At 44.6% G+C, this 21,371-nt stretch carries 20 protein-coding genes; 13 read left to right on the top strand and 7 right to left on the bottom strand.

All coding sequences use genetic code 11. The annotated features are described in order from the left end of the window. Positions 1-2 precede the first annotated feature (2 nt). From nosD to AB5I83_RS07435, 7 genes are all read left to right on the top strand, one after another. A complete protein-coding gene (gene nosD / locus AB5I83_RS07465) occupies positions 3-1,337 on the top strand; it encodes a nitrous oxide reductase family maturation protein NosD (RefSeq protein WP_448974183.1) in 1,335 nt (444 codons plus the stop codon). Beyond that, positions 1,301-2,098, top strand: coding sequence for an ABC transporter permease (locus AB5I83_RS07460; RefSeq protein WP_448974181.1), 798 nt, complete (start codon positions 1,301-1,303; stop codon positions 2,096-2,098). The genes nosD and AB5I83_RS07460 overlap by 37 nt, the downstream gene beginning before the upstream one ends. After that, positions 2,095-2,769 (top strand): ABC transporter ATP-binding protein, encoded by a 675-nt coding sequence (locus tag AB5I83_RS07455; RefSeq protein ID WP_448974179.1) that lies wholly within the window; start codon positions 2,095-2,097, stop codon positions 2,767-2,769. Before AB5I83_RS07460 ends, AB5I83_RS07455 begins: the two co-directional genes overlap by 4 nt. Beyond that, positions 2,766-3,668, top strand: coding sequence for a FixH family protein (locus tag AB5I83_RS07450; RefSeq protein ID WP_448974177.1), 903 nt, complete (start codon positions 2,766-2,768; stop codon positions 3,666-3,668). The genes AB5I83_RS07455 and AB5I83_RS07450 overlap by 4 nt, the downstream gene beginning before the upstream one ends. Before the next feature lie 133 nt (positions 3,669-3,801). Further along, positions 3,802-4,524, top strand: coding sequence for an ABC transporter ATP-binding protein (locus AB5I83_RS07445; protein WP_448974175.1), 723 nt, complete (start codon positions 3,802-3,804; stop codon positions 4,522-4,524). Then, complete coding sequence (locus AB5I83_RS07440) at positions 4,514-5,539, top strand: ABC transporter permease (protein WP_448974173.1); 1,026 nt, start codon at positions 4,514-4,516, stop codon at positions 5,537-5,539. Before AB5I83_RS07445 ends, AB5I83_RS07440 begins: the two co-directional genes overlap by 11 nt. Before the next feature lie 22 nt (positions 5,540-5,561). Then, complete coding sequence (locus AB5I83_RS07435) at positions 5,562-6,221, top strand: TetR/AcrR family transcriptional regulator (protein ID WP_448974171.1); 660 nt, start codon at positions 5,562-5,564, stop codon at positions 6,219-6,221. 288 nt (positions 6,222-6,509) lie between these two features. On the opposite strand, the gene AB5I83_RS07430 is transcribed toward AB5I83_RS07435, so the two are convergent. After that, a complete protein-coding gene (locus tag AB5I83_RS07430; RefSeq protein ID WP_448975245.1) occupies positions 6,510-7,607 on the bottom strand; it encodes a PQQ-dependent sugar dehydrogenase in 1,098 nt (365 codons plus the stop codon). 85 nt (positions 7,608-7,692) lie between these two features. Beyond that, positions 7,693-8,553 (bottom strand): Cof-type HAD-IIB family hydrolase, encoded by an 861-nt coding sequence (locus AB5I83_RS07425; protein WP_448974169.1) that lies wholly within the window; start codon positions 8,551-8,553, stop codon positions 7,693-7,695. A gap of 419 nt (positions 8,554-8,972) precedes the next feature. On the opposite strand from AB5I83_RS07425, the gene AB5I83_RS07420 reads away from it, so the two are divergent. From AB5I83_RS07420 to AB5I83_RS07400, 5 genes are all read left to right on the top strand, one after another. Then, on the top strand, positions 8,973-10,280 hold the full coding sequence (locus AB5I83_RS07420) for an ABC transporter substrate-binding protein (RefSeq protein WP_448974167.1): 1,308 nt from the start codon (positions 8,973-8,975) through the stop codon (positions 10,278-10,280). A gap of 205 nt (positions 10,281-10,485) precedes the next feature. Then, positions 10,486-11,346 carry a carbohydrate ABC transporter permease gene (locus tag AB5I83_RS07415; protein WP_226086248.1) on the top strand — a complete coding sequence of 287 codons (861 nt, stop codon included), beginning with the start codon at positions 10,486-10,488 and terminating at the stop codon, positions 11,344-11,346. Further along, the gene (locus AB5I83_RS07410) at positions 11,346-12,167 is read left to right on the top strand and encodes a carbohydrate ABC transporter permease (RefSeq protein ID WP_448974165.1); all 822 of its coding nucleotides are present in this window, start codon (positions 11,346-11,348) and stop codon (positions 12,165-12,167) included. Before AB5I83_RS07415 ends, AB5I83_RS07410 begins: the two co-directional genes overlap by 1 nt. 24 nt (positions 12,168-12,191) lie before the next feature. Continuing rightward, positions 12,192-13,217, top strand: coding sequence for a LacI family DNA-binding transcriptional regulator (locus tag AB5I83_RS07405; protein WP_448974163.1), 1,026 nt, complete (start codon positions 12,192-12,194; stop codon positions 13,215-13,217). A gap of 69 nt (positions 13,218-13,286) precedes the next feature. Next, entirely contained in the window at positions 13,287-14,939 is a 1,653-nt protein-coding gene (locus AB5I83_RS07400) for a glycoside hydrolase family 13 protein (protein WP_448974161.1), read from the top strand. 398 nt (positions 14,940-15,337) lie between these two features. Here AB5I83_RS07400 and AB5I83_RS07395 read toward each other — a convergent pair whose 3' ends face one another. Next, positions 15,338-15,826 (bottom strand): GNAT family N-acetyltransferase, encoded by a 489-nt coding sequence (locus AB5I83_RS07395; protein WP_448974159.1) that lies wholly within the window; start codon positions 15,824-15,826, stop codon positions 15,338-15,340. Positions 15,827-16,064: 238 nt separating this feature from the next. Between AB5I83_RS07395 and AB5I83_RS07390 the strand changes: the two genes are divergently transcribed. Next, positions 16,065-17,426, top strand: a complete 1,362-nt coding sequence (locus AB5I83_RS07390) for a YjiH family protein (protein ID WP_448974158.1) — start codon at positions 16,065-16,067, stop codon at positions 17,424-17,426. A 49-nt stretch (positions 17,427-17,475) separates the two neighbouring features. Here the strand turns inward: AB5I83_RS07390 and AB5I83_RS07385 are convergent, their stop codons facing one another. The 4 genes from AB5I83_RS07385 to AB5I83_RS07370 all read right to left on the bottom strand — a co-directional run bounded on the left by AB5I83_RS07385 (position 17,476) and on the right by AB5I83_RS07370 (position 21,226). After that, entirely contained in the window at positions 17,476-17,961 is a 486-nt protein-coding gene (locus tag AB5I83_RS07385) for a hypothetical protein (protein ID WP_448974156.1), read from the bottom strand. A gap of 53 nt (positions 17,962-18,014) precedes the next feature. Further along, complete coding sequence (locus tag AB5I83_RS07380; RefSeq protein WP_448974154.1) at positions 18,015-19,112, bottom strand: PRK06851 family protein; 1,098 nt, start codon at positions 19,110-19,112, stop codon at positions 18,015-18,017. A 215-nt stretch (positions 19,113-19,327) separates the two neighbouring features. Continuing rightward, positions 19,328-19,804: a Cys-tRNA(Pro) deacylase gene (ybaK, locus tag AB5I83_RS07375; protein WP_226642721.1), complete on the bottom strand. Its 477-nt coding sequence runs from the start codon at positions 19,802-19,804 to the stop codon at positions 19,328-19,330. A gap of 81 nt (positions 19,805-19,885) precedes the next feature. Beyond that, positions 19,886-21,226, bottom strand: coding sequence for a UDP-glucose dehydrogenase family protein (locus AB5I83_RS07370; RefSeq protein ID WP_448974151.1), 1,341 nt, complete (start codon positions 21,224-21,226; stop codon positions 19,886-19,888). Between the last annotated feature and the right edge of the window lie 145 nt (positions 21,227-21,371).

Below are 21,371 nucleotides of genomic sequence, written 5' to 3'. Positions count from 1 at the left end.
CCATGAATAAATTCCTTTGGCTGCTCTTGCTCCTTTCCGCCATTTCCTTTCCGGATAAGGGGGCGGCAGCAGAAAACTTGCAGGCCGTCATTGATTCAGCCAAAGACGGAGCAATCATTCAGCTTGAAAGCACTACTTACAGTGGAAATATTGTGATTGATAAGCCGCTCTCACTTATTGGAAAGAACGGGACTGTCATTGAAGGAGAAGGCAATGGAAATGTCATTTCTGTTCGTGCTCCTGGTGTCACTATATCAGACCTAAAAGTCATAAAAAGCGGAATGGATCGAAACAGCCCAGAAGAATACGCAGCCATCAAGGTATATACAAATGGGAACGTCATCCGGAATATCAGGATTGACCAATCCTTCCACGGAATTTACTTAAGCAAAGCACATGACAATACGATTGAAAATGTGAGAGTAATAGGTCTTGGCAAAGGAGAAATAGCGGCCCAGGGCAATGGCCTGCATGTCTATTATTCCAATGGAAATCTATTAAAAAACAATCACATCGAAGGCACAAGAGATGGAATGTTTTTCGATTATGCAAATGACAATAAAGCCTTAAACAATAAAATTACGAAAACACGTTACGGTCTGCATTATATGTACTCAGACCGCAACGAATTTCAAAACAACATATTCACCTTTAATACAGGAGGGGCAGCGATCATGCACTCCAACCAACTCAAGCTGGAAAATAACCAGTTCATCTTTAACTACGGACATCGCTCTTTCGGGCTGCTAGTATTAGCAGCGAACGAAAATAACATTGAGAACAACACTTTCTACATGAATCAAAGAGGGTTATATATAGATCAATCTACCGATAATCTGATTCGGTCGAACCATCTCTCACAAAACCAAATTGGGATCGAGCTATGGGCGAGTTCAAACGAACAGGTCTTCACTGAAAATACGATTGAAGAAAACACCATACCAGCTATCACCTTGGGCGGCACTGGAAGGAATGAATGGAGCTTTGAAGGAACCGGCAATGATTGGGGCAGGTCCTTCCCTCTGCTTGATCTCGACCAGGATGGCGTGGGTGACAGTCCGGCAGTCTACAAATCCTCCCTTTATGAACTGATTGAGGATCAGGAGCTAGTCTACCTTTTCCTAAAAAGCCCGGCCATTAAAGTCTATGAAAAACTGAACCGGCTGCTGGACCATGAGAAAACGATGTTTGAGGACCAGTATCCCCTGGTTAACGGGCAAAAACCAATACCTTATCTGCCTGTCATAATCGTATTTGCCGTCATCATAACGGCCATCTGCGCAAAAAGGAGAAAACGGCTATGCACTTCATTTGGAAAGAATGGAAGGAAAATATAAGAGGAAAAGGGCTATGGCTAGCGATCGGTACAATCATACTGGTCTCTGTTTTACTGCTTGTAAGATCAACATCTCTTTCCTATGATCAGGGTTTGTATATCTTGCTGATCAACCTGTTCGATACACTGATCTATTTTATCCCGATCCTTTACTTATTCATGGGCGCTTTCTCTATCTTCCAGGAAAAAGAGCAAAAAACACTTGTCATGCTTTTGACCAAACAGGAGAGCTATTGGACATTCCTTGCCAAAAAGAGCCTTGGGATGCACATTGTGCTTCTGGCACCGGTCATCATCTGGTTTTTCTTATTCCTTATTCCTTTAAAAATTCTTTTTAAAACTGATATCGGGACTTATCTTGTATTTGTTGTTTCTATCACTGTCCTTACGCTGATTTTCACGCAAATCGGTGCCCTGATTGGCAGTATCAGCAGGTCAAGAATGCAGATTGCCGGTATGGCCGTCATCATCTGGTTCTATTTCTTTTTCTTGCATGACTTTGCCCTGCTATCGACCATCCAGGGTGTGACCTATGACAATGTAAAACTCTTTTCCATCGCCTACTTTTTGAATCCAATACAGGCAGTAAGGATGTATCTTGAAACAGGTGTAGGAATTTACTCATTCGGTCACATGTCGCGTCTCTTGAAGTCATTCATGTGGCTGCCGCCGGGTGCCTTTCTTGGAGCCAGCCTTATTTTCTGGATGGCAGCCACATTTATCAGTTCCGTTCTATTGCATCGTAAGGAGGGTTTTGAATGATCAGCGTTTCTGGTTTGACACAATCGTACGGCAATAACCAAATCTTGAACAATATCAGCCTTTCTATCGAGAAAAATGAAGTATGTGCCCTCGTTGGAAGAAACGGAGCTGGCAAATCTACATTTATCAATAGTTTGCTGGGACTGATTCCCATCAAGAAAGGCGAAATACTTGTTAATGGCAAGGCGCGCAAAAGACATAAACGCTGGAAAAACGAGATTGCCTATTTGCCGGAAAAATTCATGTTATACCCCTCTTTGACAGGCTATGAAAATATTGTTTTCTTTGCCCAGGCTGGCAATGGAAAAGTGGATACAGAAAAAATCGAGCAGATTTTAACGTCCGTGGGACTTTGGGAAGACCGAGACCGGGCCATCAAGGGCTATTCGAAAGGCATGCTTCAGAGGCTTGGGCTCGCCATCACCCTTTATCAGGATTCCGACATTTTGATTCTTGATGAACCTACAAGCGGAATCGACCCAATGGGACGCAAGGAAATTTTAAAGGTCCTCAACTCTTTGTCTGGGAAAACCATCCTGCTCTCTTCCCATCATTTAGAGGAAATCAAACAAATCTGCACACATGTAGCTTTTTTAGATAAAGGAGAAATGACGAAATATACAGTCGATGATTTTTTAAGAATTCAGGAATTAGGAGGCATGGAAAAATGAAAAAGCTATTTGTATCTTTGTTCTTAATGTTGGTGACCTTTTTAGCAGGGTGCAGCCAGGAGCCGGATTGGAAGCTTGAAATCACCAAAGAACCAGTTTTTGCAAACGGGAAAGAGTCAAACTTTGAAATCAAGGTAACGGAAGACGGAGCAGCTGCAAAAGGGCTTCATATTGTCGCTGAGTTTGCGATGGGCAGCATGGATCATGGAACGATTGATGTTGAACTGGAAGAACTTTCTGATGGTGTCTATTCAGGTAATGCCGAATTTTCAATGGCAGGAGAATGGGAAGCAGCCTTCACTCTTGAAAAGGACGGAGCCAAACAAGAAGAAGTCGTTAATATGAATGTGAAAAAAGCGGAGGGTGTCGCTTCCCTCAATGGTGAATGGATAACAGAAGAAGACCTGGAATTTTACCAGTTCATCAATAAACTTTATATTGAAATCAATCGCGAAACTGACCGGGAGAAATATACCGGAGAAAAACTGGATGAAGCATTGGCTTATTGGGATAACCAGGAGAAACTGAATCAGGATAAAAATCAGCTATTGACGCAAATCATCAGGCTGAGGGCGATGGCGATGCTTGGCCTGGAAAAAGGACATGAGGCAACAGATGAGGAAGTAAACAGCGCCATTGAAAAAGTCCGCACCCAATACAGCAGCTCAGATGCTGCAAAGACACTGATTACACAGTTTGGCGAAGAAAAGTTTTGGAGCATCCAGCAGCAGCAATATGCGCGGATTGTCCTGACACAAAAGGTTCAGAACGACTTAATCGAAAAAGTTAAAAAGGAAAATCCTAAAGCAGGAGAACAAGAAATCCTTTTCACAGCTGAAAAGGAATATGAAGAGCTATTGGTCAGCCAGGTGAACTCCTTAAAGATCGAGATTTTGTAAGCCCTCAAAATTGAGGGTTTTTTTGTCGTTTTTCGTTAACTTTTATGAGTGATTACTCACTATACAAAACAAGATATTGGTGTTATGCTTTTAGTGAGTGATTACTCACTTTTAAAAGGATGGTGAAAAGCCCATGATTGTATCAATCAAAAATGTAAGTAAACGCTATGGCAAACATACGGTGCTAGAAAATATCAATCTAGAGATTGAGAGCGGGGAAATCTTTGGCCTGCTCGGCCCTTCAGGAGCAGGAAAAACGACTCTTGTTCGGCAGCTCGTCGGTCTGGAAACGCCAAGTGAAGGGGAAAATTATCTATTTGGCGAAAAAATGCCTTCACTGAAGCTGATTGAAAGAATTGGCTACATGGCTCAATCGGACGCGCTTTATACCGAATTATCAGCGAAGGAAAACCTCGAATTCTTTTCTTCTTTGTTCGGTCTGAAAGGCGCGCACCGGAAAAAACGCATTTTAGAAGTGATGCAGCTTGTCGACTTATCTGATCATCTGAACAAACTGGTAACCAATTATTCTGGCGGCATGAAACGCCGCTTATCGCTCGCATCCGCACTGCTGCATGAGCCAGAGCTATTGATCCTTGATGAACCGACTGTCGGAATCGACCCTGTTCTGCGCCAGAGTATTTGGTCAGGCTTCAATGATTTGAAGGCAGAGGGAAAGACGCTGATTGTCACAACACATGTCATGGACGAAGCGGAAAAATGCGACAGATTGGGACTGATACGAGATGGCCGTTTGATCGCGGTCGGCACTCCTGCAGAATTGAAGGAACAGACTGGTTCTGCCAGCGTCGAGGAAGCATTTTTAGCATACGGAGGTGTCCAGCATGAGAATTAGAGCTTTAGTGATCAGGATCATCAGGCAATTCCTGAGAGATAAAAGAACCCTTGCAATGATGCTTGTCGCCCCACTCCTGATCCTGACAATGCTCCATCTTGTTTTTAACGGTGAAAACTATATTCCAAAGGTCGGTTTTGTGGATGCTCCTGCTGTTGTTATGGAGAAGCTCGATCTGGCCGATGCCACAGTTAAAGAATACGACTCTGCAAAAATGGCAAAAGAGGATGCTTTAGTCAGAGAAATTGATGGATATATCACCTTTAATGGCCCTATCATAGATAAAATTGTTTTAGAAGGAAGCGATCCATCAGTTAATGGTGCGGTTATGAAGTGGTTCCAGCAGGCAACGAAGCCATTGACGCCGTCACAGGGAGATCTGGCTGTCGATTATCTCCACGGCTCAGAAGATATGGGACAGTTTGATTATTTCGGACCGGTCCTATTAGGTTTCTTCGCATTCTTCTTTGTCTTCATCATATCCGGAATCTCTTTTTTACGAGAAAGAACAAGCGGTACTCTCGAAAAATTACTTTCAAGCCCCTTAAGGAAATGGGAAATCGTCGTTGGCTATGTAGTCGGCTTCGGGCTTTTCACGATGCTGCAGGCAACGCTGATTGCTTGGTATGCCATCTATGTTCTCGGAATGCTGATGGAAGGATCCTTTATCTATGTATTGCTGATCACCTTAATGCTGTCGATGACAGCGCTGACGCTCGGTACACTGCTTTCCGCGTTTGCGAACAATGAGTTCCAGATGATTCAATTCATCCCGATCATCATCGTGCCGCAATTCTTCTTCTCTGGACTGATCAATCTCGATACGATTTCAGATTGGCTGAGCTGGCTTGGACCGATAACGCCTCTCTATTATGCGGCCGAGGCATTGCGTGATATTATGGTAAGAGGATACGGATGGGATGCCATCTATGGGAATATGCTGATGCTTGCTGGATTTTCCGCTTTATTCATCTTCCTGAATATTTTGGCATTGCGGAAACACCGCGCAGTTTAAGCAGCGGCGAAAGGAGTAACCGATGAGTGATCATGAGCTAAAAATAGATGAAGTAATTGACGGAGAAGACCTGACAGAAAAGCAGAAAAAAATTATGGTATCTGCGATCGAGTCTTTTGCCGAAAAAGGCTATTCCGCCACATCTACCAGCGAAATCGCCAAAAAGGCCGGGGTCGCTGAAGGAACGATTTTCAGGCATTATAAAACAAAAAAGGATTTGTTGCTAGCGATTGTCGCTCCAGTGATGGCTAAGTTTGTGGCACCTTTTTTCATAAAAGATTTAAAGAAGGTCCTGAATCAGGACTATGAGCATTTTGGGGATTTCCTGAAAGCGATACTCGAAAACCGCCGGGATTTCTTGGTCAAGAATCTTTCTACAGTCAAAATTTTAGTGCAGGAAATCCCTTTCCATCCTGAACTGAAGGATTTATTCAAAGAACATATAGCCCTTAAAGTATACGCTCAGTTTGAAAAACTTGTGGAGCATTACCAATCAAAGGGCCAAATCATTGAGATTCCGCCATATAGTGTATTCAGGTTGGCGTTTTCATCCATATTTGGCTATTTGATTGCGAGGTATATGATCATGCCTGAGGCCGAGTGGGATGATGAAGCAGAAACAGAGCGGACAATCCTATTCATCATGCATGGATTGGCTGGTCCGAATAGCAGCAAAAATTAAACCGAGCGTGGGTGCTCGGTTTTTTGTTTTGGGAATTGGAAAAAATCATCGATAATTTCCAACTCGCCAATAAAAATGAATTTTCGCCAATAAACTTGTGAAAATCGCCAATAAAACCGGATTTTCGCCAATAAAATTGTGAACTCCGCCAATAAAATCGGATTTTCGCCAATAAATAATTTTTGTGGCATAAAACATGAAAGATGGGTGCTTTTAATGCGTCCCTATTTTCTGTTTAACCTATGAAATCAGCAAAGGAGCACCATTTCTGGCCCTCCTCCCCCATTTCTATCGTAAATCCTCAAGTTTTACACGATAAAGCTTGTCATCACCTTCACTTGGGGTGCCGCGGCCATCGGTATTATTGCTGATAAAATACAGATCGTCACCTTCAACGATGACATCGCGGATTCGGCCGATTCCTGTGACTACTTCTCTTGTCGTTTTCGCCGCAGGGTCAAATTCACGCAGCGCATTGCCTCTCAATGTAGCGACGTACAGCTTTCCGTCGTGTGCTGCCATTCCTGACGGTGCCCATGTATCGCTCCCTGAATGGAAAATCGGTGACTCCATACCCTGCTTTATGTCGTCGCCGGTTATCTCCGGCCAGCCATAGTTGTTTCCTGCCTCAATCAGATTGATTTCATCATGTGCGGACGGGCCGTGCTCGCTGGCGTATAGCGTCCCATCCTCTGACCAGGCCAGTCCCTGCGGGTTGCGGTGTCCATAGCTGTATACGTAGGAACCTTCAATTGGATTATCAGCGGGAACCGATCCATCCAGATTCAGCCGGAGGATTTTTCCACCTAGCGAACCTAAATCCTGAGCGATTTCAGGTGTGGTCACCGCATCGCCTGCTGTAGCGTAAAGCATTCCAGCGGGACCGATTTTCAGCCTGCCGCCATGATGGAAGCGTCCGCTCGGGATGTTATCGAGGAGCAGCTTGCCTTCTACCCACTCATCATTTTTCAAAGCCAGTTCGACAATCCGATTAAACTGACCGGTGCCATTCTCATATGTGTAATAGGCAAATGCCTTGTTGGACTGCTCGAAGTCAGGAGCGAGCACAAAGCCAAGAAATCCAGCTTCTGCTGCCTGGGATAATTCCTTTTTAAAAGAAACCTTCTGTCGCTCTGTGCTGCCGCCCTCCACTTTTACAATCGAACCCGGGCGTTCACTCAAGTAAAATGTCTCACCGATTTTATTGATGGACCATGGGACTTCCAGATTTTCAGCGATCACCTCAAGCTGGTCTGCCTGGGCAACCGCCTCTTTCCCTTCCGGTTTCTGATCAACATCACTTGCAGGCTTCGTTTCACTGCCGCCGCCTGAACAGCCCGTAATTACCATCAGCAATGCCAGCAACACATACAAGACACTTTTCATGACATCAGTCCTTTCTCTCATTGTCGCACATCAATTTTCAGACGCTTTTTTCAGTCAGTCTTCCACCTACGCTGCTTTCTTTCACTCAGTCTTCCAACACCTTCATGATTGCTTTTCCTACGCCGCTTTCTTCATTTGTCAATGTCACTTCACCGCATAAAGCCTTGATTTCCTGTGCGGCATTGCCCATCGCGACTGGTTTGCCGACTTTTTTCAGCATCGACACATCATTGAAGTTATCTCCAAGTGCCATTGTTTCTTCCATTGTAATCCCTCTTGATGAGACGAATTTTTCCAGGGCAATCCCTTTTTGAGCGTCCAGACTGGTAATCTCGATATTCTCACTGCCGGATGAACTGATCGCAAGCCCGGTGATTTCCTTCAGGCCATTCCTTGCAGCAGCAAGCTTGTCATCATCCAGCGAAAAAGCGAGCAGCTTGTATATTTCATATTGGTCATCCTCAAATAACTGATCATAATGTTCGATCTTCGTGATCAGTCCTTTATGCAGCCTTTCTTCCGCTGCTTCAGCGATTTTTTCTATCGGCACTTCTGGGTTAGCGGTTGAAAAAATATCAACGATGATGGAGATCGCCTTATCCTCATCTTCGGTATATGTACCTTTGTTTGTGTAAACCTCGAAATATACGCCACTCTCTACAAGCCTTAGTGCTGCCTGTCGGGCTAAAGCCTTGTCCAATGGACTCGAGGCAACAATTTCGCCACCCCCGGAACGAACTTCTGCCCCATTCACACAAATCATCGGCAGCTTAAGGCCGGATTCTTCCAAAACGAATCTTGCCTCCTGGAAGGAACGCCCTGTGGCGACCACGACTTCGACTCCTTTTTCCTTTGCTTTTAAAATCGCTTCGCGGTTCTCCGCAGTGATCTGCTGGGTAGCAGTCAATAATGTCCCATCCATATCTGTCGCAATGCACTTAATCATTTCTTCACCTTCAGTCATTATTTTTCAGTATTAACAATCATGATAGACCTTCAAACTCTCGACAGCAACTAATACGTGTATATACTAATTTCCACCCCATCCACCTTCCAGTTTCAGCCTGGTACTAATAATCTATAAATTTAAATATCTTAAAAACTTTCATATTGTCATTGCAAAACTCATATGCTATTATGAATCCGAAGCTGCAATCGTTTGCATATGAAGGTGCATATACGTGTGAAATGCACTGAAACCATTTATATCAAGGTTTCATACATTTCCACCTCCTATATGTAAGCGTTTTAAAGGTGTTGTATAAATCCAATCCCAGCTAGAGTTTTACGCAAAAATATGCAAACGCTTTCGGAACGCGTGTGGTTGCATGCAAAAAAATATAAATATTTGGGGGTATCTCAACAATGAAAGCAAAAAAGCTATTTCCAGCCGTTCTTTCTCTTGGACTTCTGATTGGCGGAGGTCTTGCAGGATGTTCATCAGGCGATGACAAGACATCTGGCGAAGGTGGAAAAGATGGAGACAAAGTAACCGTCGACATTTTCCAATTCAAGGTTGAGTTCAAGGATCAATTCGAAGACATCGCAAAAGCTTATGAAGAAGCTAATAAAGATGTGGATATCAACATCACAACTGTAGGCGGCGGCGAAGATTACGGTGCTGCACTTAAATCCAAGTTCGCTTCAGGCAATGAGCCTACCATCTACAATGTAGGCGGACCGCAGGACGTTGCAGACTGGGAAGATAAACTAGCAGACCTTTCTGATACAGCAGCTGCAAAAGCGGCTCTTAGCGGAACTCTCGAAGGCGTAACAAAAGATAACAAAGTACTTGGACTTCCTTACAACCAGGAAGGCTATGGCTTCATTTATAACAAGGACATTTTTGAAAAAGCGGGTATCGATCCAAAGAGCATCACTAGCTACAGCGCATTAGAAGAAGCTGTTAAGACTCTTGACAGCAAGAAGAAAGATCTTGGCCTGACATCTGTATTTGCTCTTCCCGCAAAAGAAACTTGGGTTACAGGACTTCACCTTTCAAACGTGTTCCTTGCACCTGAATTTGACCAGAACGTGATCAACGCTTTCGAATCAAAGGAAGTTACTTTTGAACACGGTGATGCATTCAAGAAGATTCTCGACCTGCAAAACAAATACTCTGACCAGCCTACTGTAAGCCTTGACTATGCTAAGCAGGTTGAAGAGTTGTTCTCTACTGGCAAAGCGGCAATCATCCAGCAAGGTAACTGGGTATCAGGTTCAATCGCTGGTATCGACGAAGAGCTTGCTAACAGCGGCGTAGGGATCCTTCCAATTCCGGTTGAAGGCTACAAAGAAGATTCAATCCCGGTTGGCGTGCCTATGTACTGGGCTGTAAACAGCAACAAGGACGAAAAAGAAGTAGCAGCAGCAAAGGAATTCTTAGACTGGCTATACACTTCTGAAGAAGGTAAAACAGCAGTAATCGAAGACTTCAAATTCATCCCTGCTTATGAAGGATATGACGCTGGCAAGATCTCTGATCCACTTGCAAAAGAAATCTATGAATACTCTTCAGCTGGCAAAACTTTGGCATGGACTTTCATGGGTTACCCAACTGGTTGGGGACAAGAAAAGCTTGGCATCAATATCCAGAAATATGTGAGCGGCGAAATGACTTGGGACGAATTAGTTGAAGAGTCTTCCAAAGCATGGGCAGAAGCTCGTAAGTAATAAGCTTTGACTAGAGAAGGAAACAGAACGGCTGCGGCTGTTTTGTTTCCTATCTTTTTTCTGTGAAACAACCGCTGCTTTATGTGGAATTATGAAAAAGCCCTGCTGGCGGTTTTTTCATAATTCTTCTGCAGCGACAAGGGGCATGTATAAAGGCTCCTTTTACACTAGAATTTCTGACTCATTAAAATAGGAGGATTTACAGATGCGCAACCGAAATCTCTGGTACTGGCTTTTCCTGGCTCCAGCTCTACTTGCACTTGCTCTCGTGGTCATTTTGCCACTGGCATTTGGCGTGTACTACTCATTTACTGACTGGAACGGGATCAGAACACCTTCATTTGTAGGCCTTGAACATTATAAAGCGCTTTTTGCTGAGAAAGAATTCAGAGATGCATTATGGTTCACAACGAAGTTCACTGTTGTTTCTGTGTTCCTGATCAACTTCTTTGGCCTTTCGCTTGCATTGCTTGTCACGCAAAAATTCAAGACAAACAATATCCTGAGAACAATTTTCTTCATGCCGAACCTGATTGGCGGCTTGATTTTAGGCTTCATCTGGCAGTTCATTTTTACAAAGGTATTCGCGAGCGTCGGTGAACTGATTGGCGTTGAGGCTTTAGAGGGATGGCTCTCCACTGAGACAACAGGCTTTTGGGCGATGGCGATCTTGATGAGCTGGCAGATGGCTGGTTACATCATGGTCATCTATATTTCCTTCCTTGAAGGTGTGCCGCAGGAATTGCTTGAAGCAGCAGAAATTGATGGAGCGAACAGCTTCCAGCGTTTTTATCACGTCACGTTCCCGCTGGTCATGCCTGCATTCACCGTCAGCTTGTTCCTGACCCTTTCCAACTCATTCAAGCTTTACGACCAGAACCTGAGCTTAACCGGCGGCGGGCCCTACAATTCCACACAGATGGTTGCAATGGAAATATTCAAAACCGCATTTGTGGAAAACGCGATGGCCTTCGCACAGGCTAAAGCGGTCATTTTCTTCTTGATTGTTGCAGCTATTTCTCTAACACAGGTTTATATCAATAAAAAACGGGAGGTCGAGATGTAATGAAAAAGAAGAAGCAGAGCAGAATCATTCTTGAGATTCTCGGCATCATCCTTGCCCTGATCTGGCTTTCCCCGTTTTACTTGATGATCGTCAACTCGTTCAAGACAAAACGTGAAATGTTTGAGGATACGTTAAAACTCCCGGATGTTTTTTCGTTTGAGAATTACACGGTAGCTTTTGAGCGTTTGGATTTTATTAAAACCTTTTTTAACTCTGTCTTGATCACGGTGCTGGCTGTAGCTGTCATCATCATTTTTTCATCAATGGCAGCCTATGCCCTTTCCAGACGCGGCGGCAAAACAAGCGGGATCATTTTCATGCTGTTTGTAGCGGCGATGCTCATCCCGTTTCAATCCGTCATGATTCCTTTGGTGTCGATTTTCGGTAAACTCGAAATGCTCAACCGGGGCGGACTGATTTTCATGTACCTTGGTTTTGGCGCAAGCTTGTCGATTTTCCTTTACCACGGGACATTGAGCGGAATTCCGAAATCGCTTGATGAAGCAGCAACGATCGATGGTGCAAACCGATTCCAGATTTTCTGGCACATCATCTTCCCAATGCTAAAACCGGTTTCCGTCACAGTGGCCATCCTGAACATCATCTGGATTTGGAACGATTACCTGCTTCCTTCCCTTGTCATCAATAAGCCGGGAATGGAAACAATTCCGCTTAAGATGTTCTTCTTCTTTGGGGAATATACTAAACAATGGCATCTCGCATTGGCAGGACTGACGATCGCGATCATTCCAGTCATCATTATTTACTTCTTCCTTCAAAAGCAAATCATCAAGGGAGTTTCAGAAGGCTCGGTAAAATAATCGATACTATAGGAGAGACGACCAATGGCAGTCACAATAAAAGATGTAGCGAAGGCAGCCGGTGTGTCACCATCTACCGTTTCCAGGGTGATTGCCGATCACCCTCATATCAATGAAGGGACGAAGAAGCGTGTCCGGAAGGTGATGGAGAAACTGGGCTACCACCCGAACTTTCAAGCACGGAGCCTGGTGGTAAGAAGTACGGAGACAATCGGTATCGTTATGCCGAATTCAGCTACCCAAGCGTTGCAGAACCCATTTTTCCCAGAGGTCATCAGGGGCATCAGCATGAAGGCCCATGAACATCAATTCGGAGTCTATTTAACGACTGGCATCACAGACGAGGAGATCTTCCAGCAGGTTGTCTCGATGGTGCAGGGCCGCAGGGTTGATGGCATCATCCTCCTGTATTCGAAAACGGATGACAAAATCATGGACTACTTGCTGGAGCGTAAGTTTCCGTTTACGGTCATAGGCCGCCCAAGTATGAACGCTGAGCGGATCACCTTTGTCGATAATGACAATATTTATATCACCAAACAGGTTACTGATTATTTGATTAAACTCGGTCATCAAAAAATTGCTTTTATCGGTGTTAACCTCGAGCACGTTTTTACAATTGACCGGTTAGAGGGGTATAAACAAGCCCTCCATGAAGCGGACATCCAATATGATGAAAAGTATGTAATCCATGAGCAGTGCTTAAAATCTGAAGGAAAACAAGGTATCATGAAGTTCCTTTCCTCTCATGAGCCACCTACTGCGCTCGTAGTGGCAGACGATTTTACCGCCATTGAGCTGATGAGTTATTCGGAGGAATTGAATATCAAGGTGCCAGAAGAAATCTCGATTGTCAGCTTCAATGATGTACCACTTACGGAACATATGAAGCCGCAGCTGACTTCTGTCAACATCGACATCTTCCAGTTAGGTTTTGAAGCGGCTAACTGTTTAATAGAAATCATCAAAAATCCGGACGACTTGCCAAAAAGGGTCACCATCCCGGCAAGGATGATTGAACGGAAATCATGCAGTCCCATTCATAAGTAAGTGCTGCGCAAAATGTCTAAACTAAGATAACGAAATACATCAGGATCATACAAAGAAATGAGGGTTCATATGAAACACAAATGGTGGAAAGAGGCTGTTGCTTATCAGGTATATCCAAGAAGCTTCATGGATTCCAATGGCGATGGCATCGGCGATTTACAAGGAATGATTTCAAAACTAGATTACTTAAAGGATTTAGGGATCGATGTAATCTGGATTTGCCCGATGTACAAATCCCCTAATGACGATAATGGCTATGATATCAGTGATTACCAGGATATCATGGATGAATTTGGGACGATGGAGGATTTTGACCAGTTGCTTGCTGAAACGCACAAGCGGGGCATGAAGCTGATCATTGATCTTGTCATCAATCACACGAGCGATGAGCATCAATGGTTCCTCGAATCCCGTGAATCCAAGGATAGCCTGAAACGCGACTGGTATATCTGGCGCGACGGCAAGGATGGCGCTGAGCCGAACAACTGGGAGAGCATTTTCGGAGGTTCTGCCTGGGAGTATGATGAGAAGACGGATCAGTACTTCCTGCATATTTTCTCCCGTAAACAGCCGGACTTGAACTGGGAAAACAAAGACGTCCGTACTGCTTTATACGATATGATCAACTGGTGGCTTGATAAGGGAATTGACGGTTTCCGCGTCGACGCGATCAGCCACATTAAAAAAGAAGAAGGCTTGAAAGATATGCCTAACCCTGAAGGTGTGCAGTATGTTTCTTCTTTTGATAAGCATATGAATGTCGATGGGATCCAGACATTCCTCGAGGAATTAAAGAACGAGACATTTTCCAAATATGACATCATGACTGTCGGTGAGGCCAATGGCGTCAGCATCGAGGAAGCTGACCTTTGGGTTGGCGAGGAACAGGGCAAGTTCAACATGGTTTTCCAATTTGAGCACCTTGACCTTTGGGACTCTGAAAAGAAAGCACTCGACCTGGCAAAACTGAAAAACACTTTTACCCGCTGGCAAAAAGGGCTTGAAGGACACGGATGGAATGCTTTATTCATTGAAAACCATGATAAAGCCCGTATCGTTTCGACATGGGGCGATGACAAGCAATACTGGCGTGAAAGTGCAACTGCACTCGCATCCATGTACTTCCTGATGCAGGGTACTCCTTTCATCTATCAAGGGCAGGAAATCGGGATGACCAATGTCCAGTTCCCTTCGATTGAGGATTACGATGATGTCGCAATTAAGAACCTGTATAAAATCCGCCGTGAAAATGGTGTATCTCATGAAGAGATTATGGATTTCATTTGGGCCACAAGCCGAGACAATTCCCGTACGCCTATGCAATGGTCAGTTGCTGACAACGCCGGTTTCTCAACAGGCAAGCCTTGGATTGGGACAAATCCGAACTACAAAGAGGTCAATGTTGAAAATCAGCTTCAAGACCCTGATTCCATCCTTCATTTTTACAAAAAAATGATCGAGATGAAAAAGGCCAACGAAATCTTCACATATGGCACATATGATCTGGTTCTTGAAGAACATTCACAAATTTATGCTTACACAAGAACAATGGACGATAAGCAAGCACTGGTCATCTCTAACCTTACGAGCGAGCCGGCAGATTTTGAATTCCACGGATTCCCTCTGGAATCAAGCCAATTGTTGCTGAACAACTATAAGGTTGAAGACCAAAAATCACTGTTCACCCTAAAACCATATGAAACAAGAGTATATTTGAAGTAAATGTTAAGGGAGTGCCTGGTGATGGCACTCCCTCTTTCTTTCACATATGCAATATTAAAAAGCCCGTGATACTTTTCACGTGCCTTCAGACTAATTGCACGGTCTTTCTGATTAATTGCACGGTCTTTCTCCTTAATTGCACGCTTACTCCGCTTAATTTCACGGTCCTCGCCCTTATTGCACGCTTACACCACTTAATTGCACGGTCCTCTCCCTTAATTGCACGCTTACTTCGCATAATTGCACGGTCCTCTCCCTTATTTGCACGCTTACTTCGTATAATTGCACGGTCCTCTCCCTTAATTGCACGGTGACCTATCATAATTGCACTTTCACCCTAATTATGGAAAAAAACAACTTCCTTTGTCAGCCATCAACAAGATCAGCATAATGGAAGCCTAGTTTATAACAAAGGTTTGGTAAACAACCTCTTCCCCATCCTGGATTTCCGTCTGTTCTACAAAGTCAGTTCTCTCTTGTTGGTAGACTTTTTTCCAAAAATGTACGGCTTTCTGGTTTTTTACTAACTGGGATACGTAATAGCTTCCCTTATTATGAGTGAAAATTTCGGATACAGCAGCTTTGCCGACTCCTTTTCCGCGATATGGATTGAGGATGAAGAAATCATTGATGACTACATCTACTTTTGTCGTAAAAGGTGCTTCGAGAATGAGGACGAAGCCTGCAAGCTTTTCATCTGCAATGATAAAGTAAGGAGTGACTCCCTTCTTTTCCCCTATTAGCGAAAAAGAATCAAATTCGAAGCTGCCAGACTCACTAATCTGCAATCCATCTGTATAAGTGGATAAATCATGCAGGTAAAGTGAATATAAGTTACGCAGTATTTCCTTTTTATCTAGATTGATTTTTTCCAAAGTTACTTTCATACTGATTCTCCCTGATTAAATGAGGTAATAGTCCTATTATAAATTCAAGCAAAATAGGAGGAATCCTGCCAGAAAAAATTGAATTTTACATGAAGGTGGCGGATGGGAGTTTAGCTTGCTTGCTTTAGGATAATATAATTCAGGAAGGAATTGGACCGAGAAAAGGGTTGGCAAAACAGGGGTTATGCATTAAAATAATTTTTGGCTTATAAATATGTATTCTAAGGGTGAAATCATTTTGGAAAAACCATTGCGTAAAACACGATCTACCGGGGACTTTTTAGCATTCATCATTCCCTCGTTAATAGGAATATTTTTCTTTATGTTACCAATCTCCTACAATGGAGAAATCACGATACCAATCGCTGTCCTTTCCGGATGGCTGCAGGACTTGCTTGGCGGCACGCTTCCTGCAATCATGACTGTCATCATCGTTCTGACTTTAATCGGAACCTTATTGATAAAAACGGTCAGACCTGAAATCTTGAATCGCAATCATTTCTTGAAATCATTGTTTGATGTACCGACAATCTGGCTTATTGCCAGGATTTTAGGAGCTATTTTTGCAGTTATGACCTTATTTCAATTAGGACCGGAAGCAGTCTGGTCAGCTAACACAGGTGGCCTGCTGCTCAATGACCTTTTGCCAATCCTTTTCTCTGTTTTTCTGTTCGCGGGATTATTCCTGCCATTATTGCTGAACTTCGGCCTGCTTGAATTATTCGGAACCTTGATGGCCAAGATCATGCGCCCTATTTTCACATTGCCTGGCCGTTCTTCCATCGATACTCTCACATCATGGCTTGGCGATGGCACAATTGGAGTTCTACTGACAAGCAAGCAATATGAAGAAGGATATTACACGAAAAGAGAAGCGGCTGTCATCGGGACGACATTCTCTGTTGTCTCCATCACTTTCAGCCTTGTCGTCATTTCCCAGGTTGACCTGGCTCACATGTTCGTTCCTTACTATCTGACTGTGACACTGGCTGGTGTGGTTGCAGCTGTCATCCTTCCGCGAATCCCGCCTCTTTCCAGGAAACAGGATACGTACTATGTGGAGCAGAACAACGACTATGATGAGGAAAATATCCCAGATGGCTATACTCCTTTCTCCTGGGGCATGACACAGGCTGTCGAAAAAGCAAGCAGCAATAAAAGCTTCAAAGATTTCTTCCTTGCCGGAATCCGCAATATCCTTGATATGTGGATGGGTGTTGCACCAATCGTCATGGCGCTTGGTACACTGGCGCTGATTATCGCAGAATACACACCCGTATTCCAATGGCTTGGTATGCCGTTCATTCCGCTGCTCGAGCTAATGCAGGTACCTGAGGCGAAGGCGGCATCTGAAACACTGATTGTCGGCTTTGCGGACATGTTCCTTCCTTCGGTTATTGGTGCTGATATTGCTAGTCCGATGACAAGGTTCATTGTTGCGTCTGTATCCGTCACTCAGCTCATTTATATGTCTGAGGTTGGCGGCTTGCTGCTAGGTTCAAAAATCCCTGTCAGCTTCGGGGAATTGTTCATCATTTTCCTTCAGCGTACGCTTGTTACATTGCCAATCATCGTATTGGTTGCACATATTCTTTTTTAAGATAATCGTAAAATGGAGCCCCTGTCGTAAGGGGCTCCATTTATTTTGTCTAACACTGGAATGAACGGATTTGTCTCAGGTCCATGCCGTAGTACACCCATCCGCGGCGGCGGCTCCATCTCCAGCCGGCAACGGAGTTTCTGCCAAGGAAGATTGGATAGAACCAGAAGCTTCTGCCATCGATCAGCCAGATATACGTAAATCGGAACATACATCTCCTGATTCCGCCTGGGTCGACTGCAAAGGCTGTTGCTTGTTCTTGTGGGACAAAGGCAGGAGGCGGTGATGTTGGCGGTCCTCCAGCCTGGCCTCCTCCTGGTGCGCCTCCGGGACTTCCTGGGAATCCGCCCGGTCCTCCTGGGAATCCACCGCCTGGAATGCCACCACCCTGGCCAGGAAATCCGCCTGGTCCCCCAGGGAAGCCTCCAAACCTCAATTCTTCCTGCTGGTAAAAGTCATTTTCATAAAAGCCATGATCATTATCAAATTGCTGATTTTGTGCATATGGGTTGAAGTTATTAAAGTACAAACTCATATCCCCTCTCTAGATGTTTTCCCTGTAATGTATGCAAAACGCCCAATTCGGTGCTAGTTGGCACTTAGGCTTCCGATTTCTTTTTGAAGCTGGCTCGTTATTTCGTCTACCTTCGCAAAATCCATAGCTTCGATGTAGATGGACTCCAACTGGTCTCGCAGCTCTTTTGCGTTGGCCAATGATGCGATGGCTTCATTCATCTTCGCCTTATACCTTCCGCCAACATCCTTGATCTCTGCTTCGTATTTTTCATCCGTACCAGGAGTGATCAACTCTGTATACATATCAATGATTTCATCCGTCTCTCTCTCCGGAAAATATTCATGTGGCGCGGTGCTGTCAAAAATCGCGAAGTCGAGCTCGCGAACGATAACCATGTCCAGGCTATGCGGGTCAAAACCGCAATGATAGACTTCAACGTCATAGCCGCGCGACTGTGCTTCAGCTGCCAATTTTTTCAGCATGGTCGACTTTCCAGAACCTGGCCGGCCTTTGATGAAGTACCTCTTGCCGACTGTTTCAGTCAGATTGGGAACGAAATCGACTGCGCCAACCGGCGTGGCGGCACCAAGGAATCGGTCATACACCCGTCCGCTTCCTTTTGAAGAAGATGTTTCTCCAAAGAACTGCTGTATTAATCTGTTTGTCAGCACATTCGCCTTATTGAAGTCCATATTCTCAATGTAGATTTTTTCCCATTCATCATGAATTCTCAGCGCTTCTGCAAAAAGACTGTAAGCAGAATTAAATGCCTCACTGATTTTTTCACTAAGCTGCAGGATGGTTTCCTTATGCTCCTGAAGCTTGCCTGAATTCCAGGCTTCGCCCAGATTGACGTACTCTTCAACCGCTCCAGGTGCTTTCGGTTCGATGACATGAGGTGCCGTTCCGTCAACGATCCCGGCATTCAATGCAGGAATCAGTACACCATCAATTGATTTATTATCTGATGAACAATGCAGGAATTGTACATCATAGCCTTTTTCACGCCATTCATTGCCGATTTTTTTCATGAGCGATGATTTCCCTGTTCCTGGTCCGCCCTTCAATATGAATAGCCGGGATAAGCCCTGCAGACTGGACTCATATAAACTGTAAAAGCCGCGGGCTGTGTTGCCGCCGGCAAAGAAGTTCAGGATTTTTCCTGACATAGATTCGCACTCCCTCCATCCGTTCGTATAAACGGAAAGTTTTCGCTTCCTCCTTACTATATGCAGGCAATTTGTTCTGGGTGATTGCCTATAAGAGGTTTCAAATCGTCTTTTTTGGGGTCTATTTTCCGGGCAAGTAATATTTTGAACTAAGAATCTTTCATTACGGGATTTTTTAAATAGAAAAAACCACAGTACTAAAATCTGTGGTTTGGCTATTTCGTCAACTGACCATATTTTCCTGTTGAAGTATTTAGAAGCTGGTCCGGTGTCAATTCTACTTGGAAGCCGATCTTCCCTGCACTGACGATGATGGTATCGAGCACCTGGGCGCTCTCATCCAAAAAAGTCGGATAGTTCTTTTTCATGCCGATAGGTGAACAGCCGCCGCGGATATACCCGGTGAATTTCTGGATATCCTTGACCGGAAGCATTTCCACTTTCTTTTCGCCTGCTTCCTTCGCTGCCTTTTTCAGATCGAGCTCGGCTTCGACCGGAATGACAAAGACGTATAAATTCTTGCTTGCCCCTACTGCCACAAGCGTCTTGTAGACCTGTGAAGCATCGCGGCCAATTTTCCCTGCAACGGCAACGCCATCAATTTTACCATCCTTTGAGTCATAAGTAAGGATCTCATACGGCACCTTCTGCGTATCGAGAATCCGCATTGCATTTGTTTTAACCTTAGCCATCCTGGTTCCTCCTTAGTTGAAGGTATTTAGGATAATTTTACCTTAGGGAAGGTGGGTGATTCAATTACGTTCTCTGCAGGCTCAGCCCTGAAATCTCGAGTTCTCCAGATTCCTATTCACATTAACGGCTTTCCTGCCAACAGATACATATGTTAAGCCAGCTAACTCTGCCTCGGCCAAGTCATAGCAATTCCTTCCGTCAAAAATAACCGGAACACGCATGAGCAGCGGAAAACGCTCTAAATCATATTGGGTAATTTGCGGCCACTCAGTCATGATGAAGACGATGTCTGCTCCTTTGATGGCAGTATCGATGTTTTCAGCGTAGTAGAGCCGGCTTCCAAAAAGATTACCGGTATTGCGGGTAGCAGCCGGATCATAGACGGAAATGTCTGCCCGTTCTTTAAGCAGCCTGGAAATCAACTCAATGGCCGGCGCCTCGCGGATGTCATCCGTATGCGGCTTGAACGCCAGCCCCAGCACAGCCACCCTTTTTCCCTGAAGATTCCCGAACATCTCGCAGGCTTTCTCAAACAACTGATGCTTCTGTCTGCTGTTCACCTCGATGACGGAGCGCAGGATCTTAAAGTCATAATCATATTCTTCCGTCAGTTTTTCCAGTGCCTTCGTATCCTTTGGAAAGCAGGAGCCGCCATAGCCAATTCCCGCTTTTAAAAACTGGCCTCCGATTCGGGCGTCCATGCCCATTCCCTTTGCGACATCTTCAATGTTGGCACCTGTGTGCTCACACAAATTGGCCACCTCATTGATGAAGCTGATTTTCGTCGCCAGGAAGGCATTTGACGCATACTTGATGAGCTCCGCGCTGCGGATATCCGTCTGAAGGATCGGCCGTCCAAATGGTTTATATAAATCAGCCACCGCACGGCCCACCCTATGATCATCTGATCCGACAATGATCCGGTCCGCATGGAAGGTATCAAGAATTCCCGAACCCTCGCGCAGGAATTCGGGATTTGAAACGACATTCACCTGAATGTTGTCAGGTATGATTCCCTGAACCTTCTGACCCATCCTTTGATTAGTCCCTACTGGCACGGTGCTTTTAATGATAATGACTGCATCTCTAACCAGGTTCATGCCAATCTGCTCAACAGCACCCTCTAGATATTCCAGGTTCGCCGACCCATCCTCATTTTCAGGCGTGCCGACTGCGATAAAGATGAAATCCGCATTCTTACAGGCCGATTTTGAATCGTATGTAAAATGAAGCCGACCCTCCTCTAGATTCCTTTGGAGCATATCCTCAAGACCAGGTTCATAAATTGGGGACCTCCCCTGCGAAAGGGCCATGATCTTACGTTCATCTATATCAAAACACGTGACATTATAGCCTACTTCAGCAAAACAAACACCGGTGACGAGGCCAACATAGCCTGTTCCGACAACTGTGATTTCCATATTGGCCCTCCATTTCTGATGCTCTTATTTTATCATGTTGTGACTGCTTCCTTCTTCAATTCGCTCTATTTGGCAAAAACTTGTCTATCCGGATTAGTAGTGGGTAAAAGGAAAAATAGCATGATTTCCACTCAACTAGGAAAAA

This window comes from Mesobacillus sp. LC4 (genome assembly GCF_053543455.1).
This window is presented reverse-complemented; position numbering and strand designations above follow the sequence as displayed.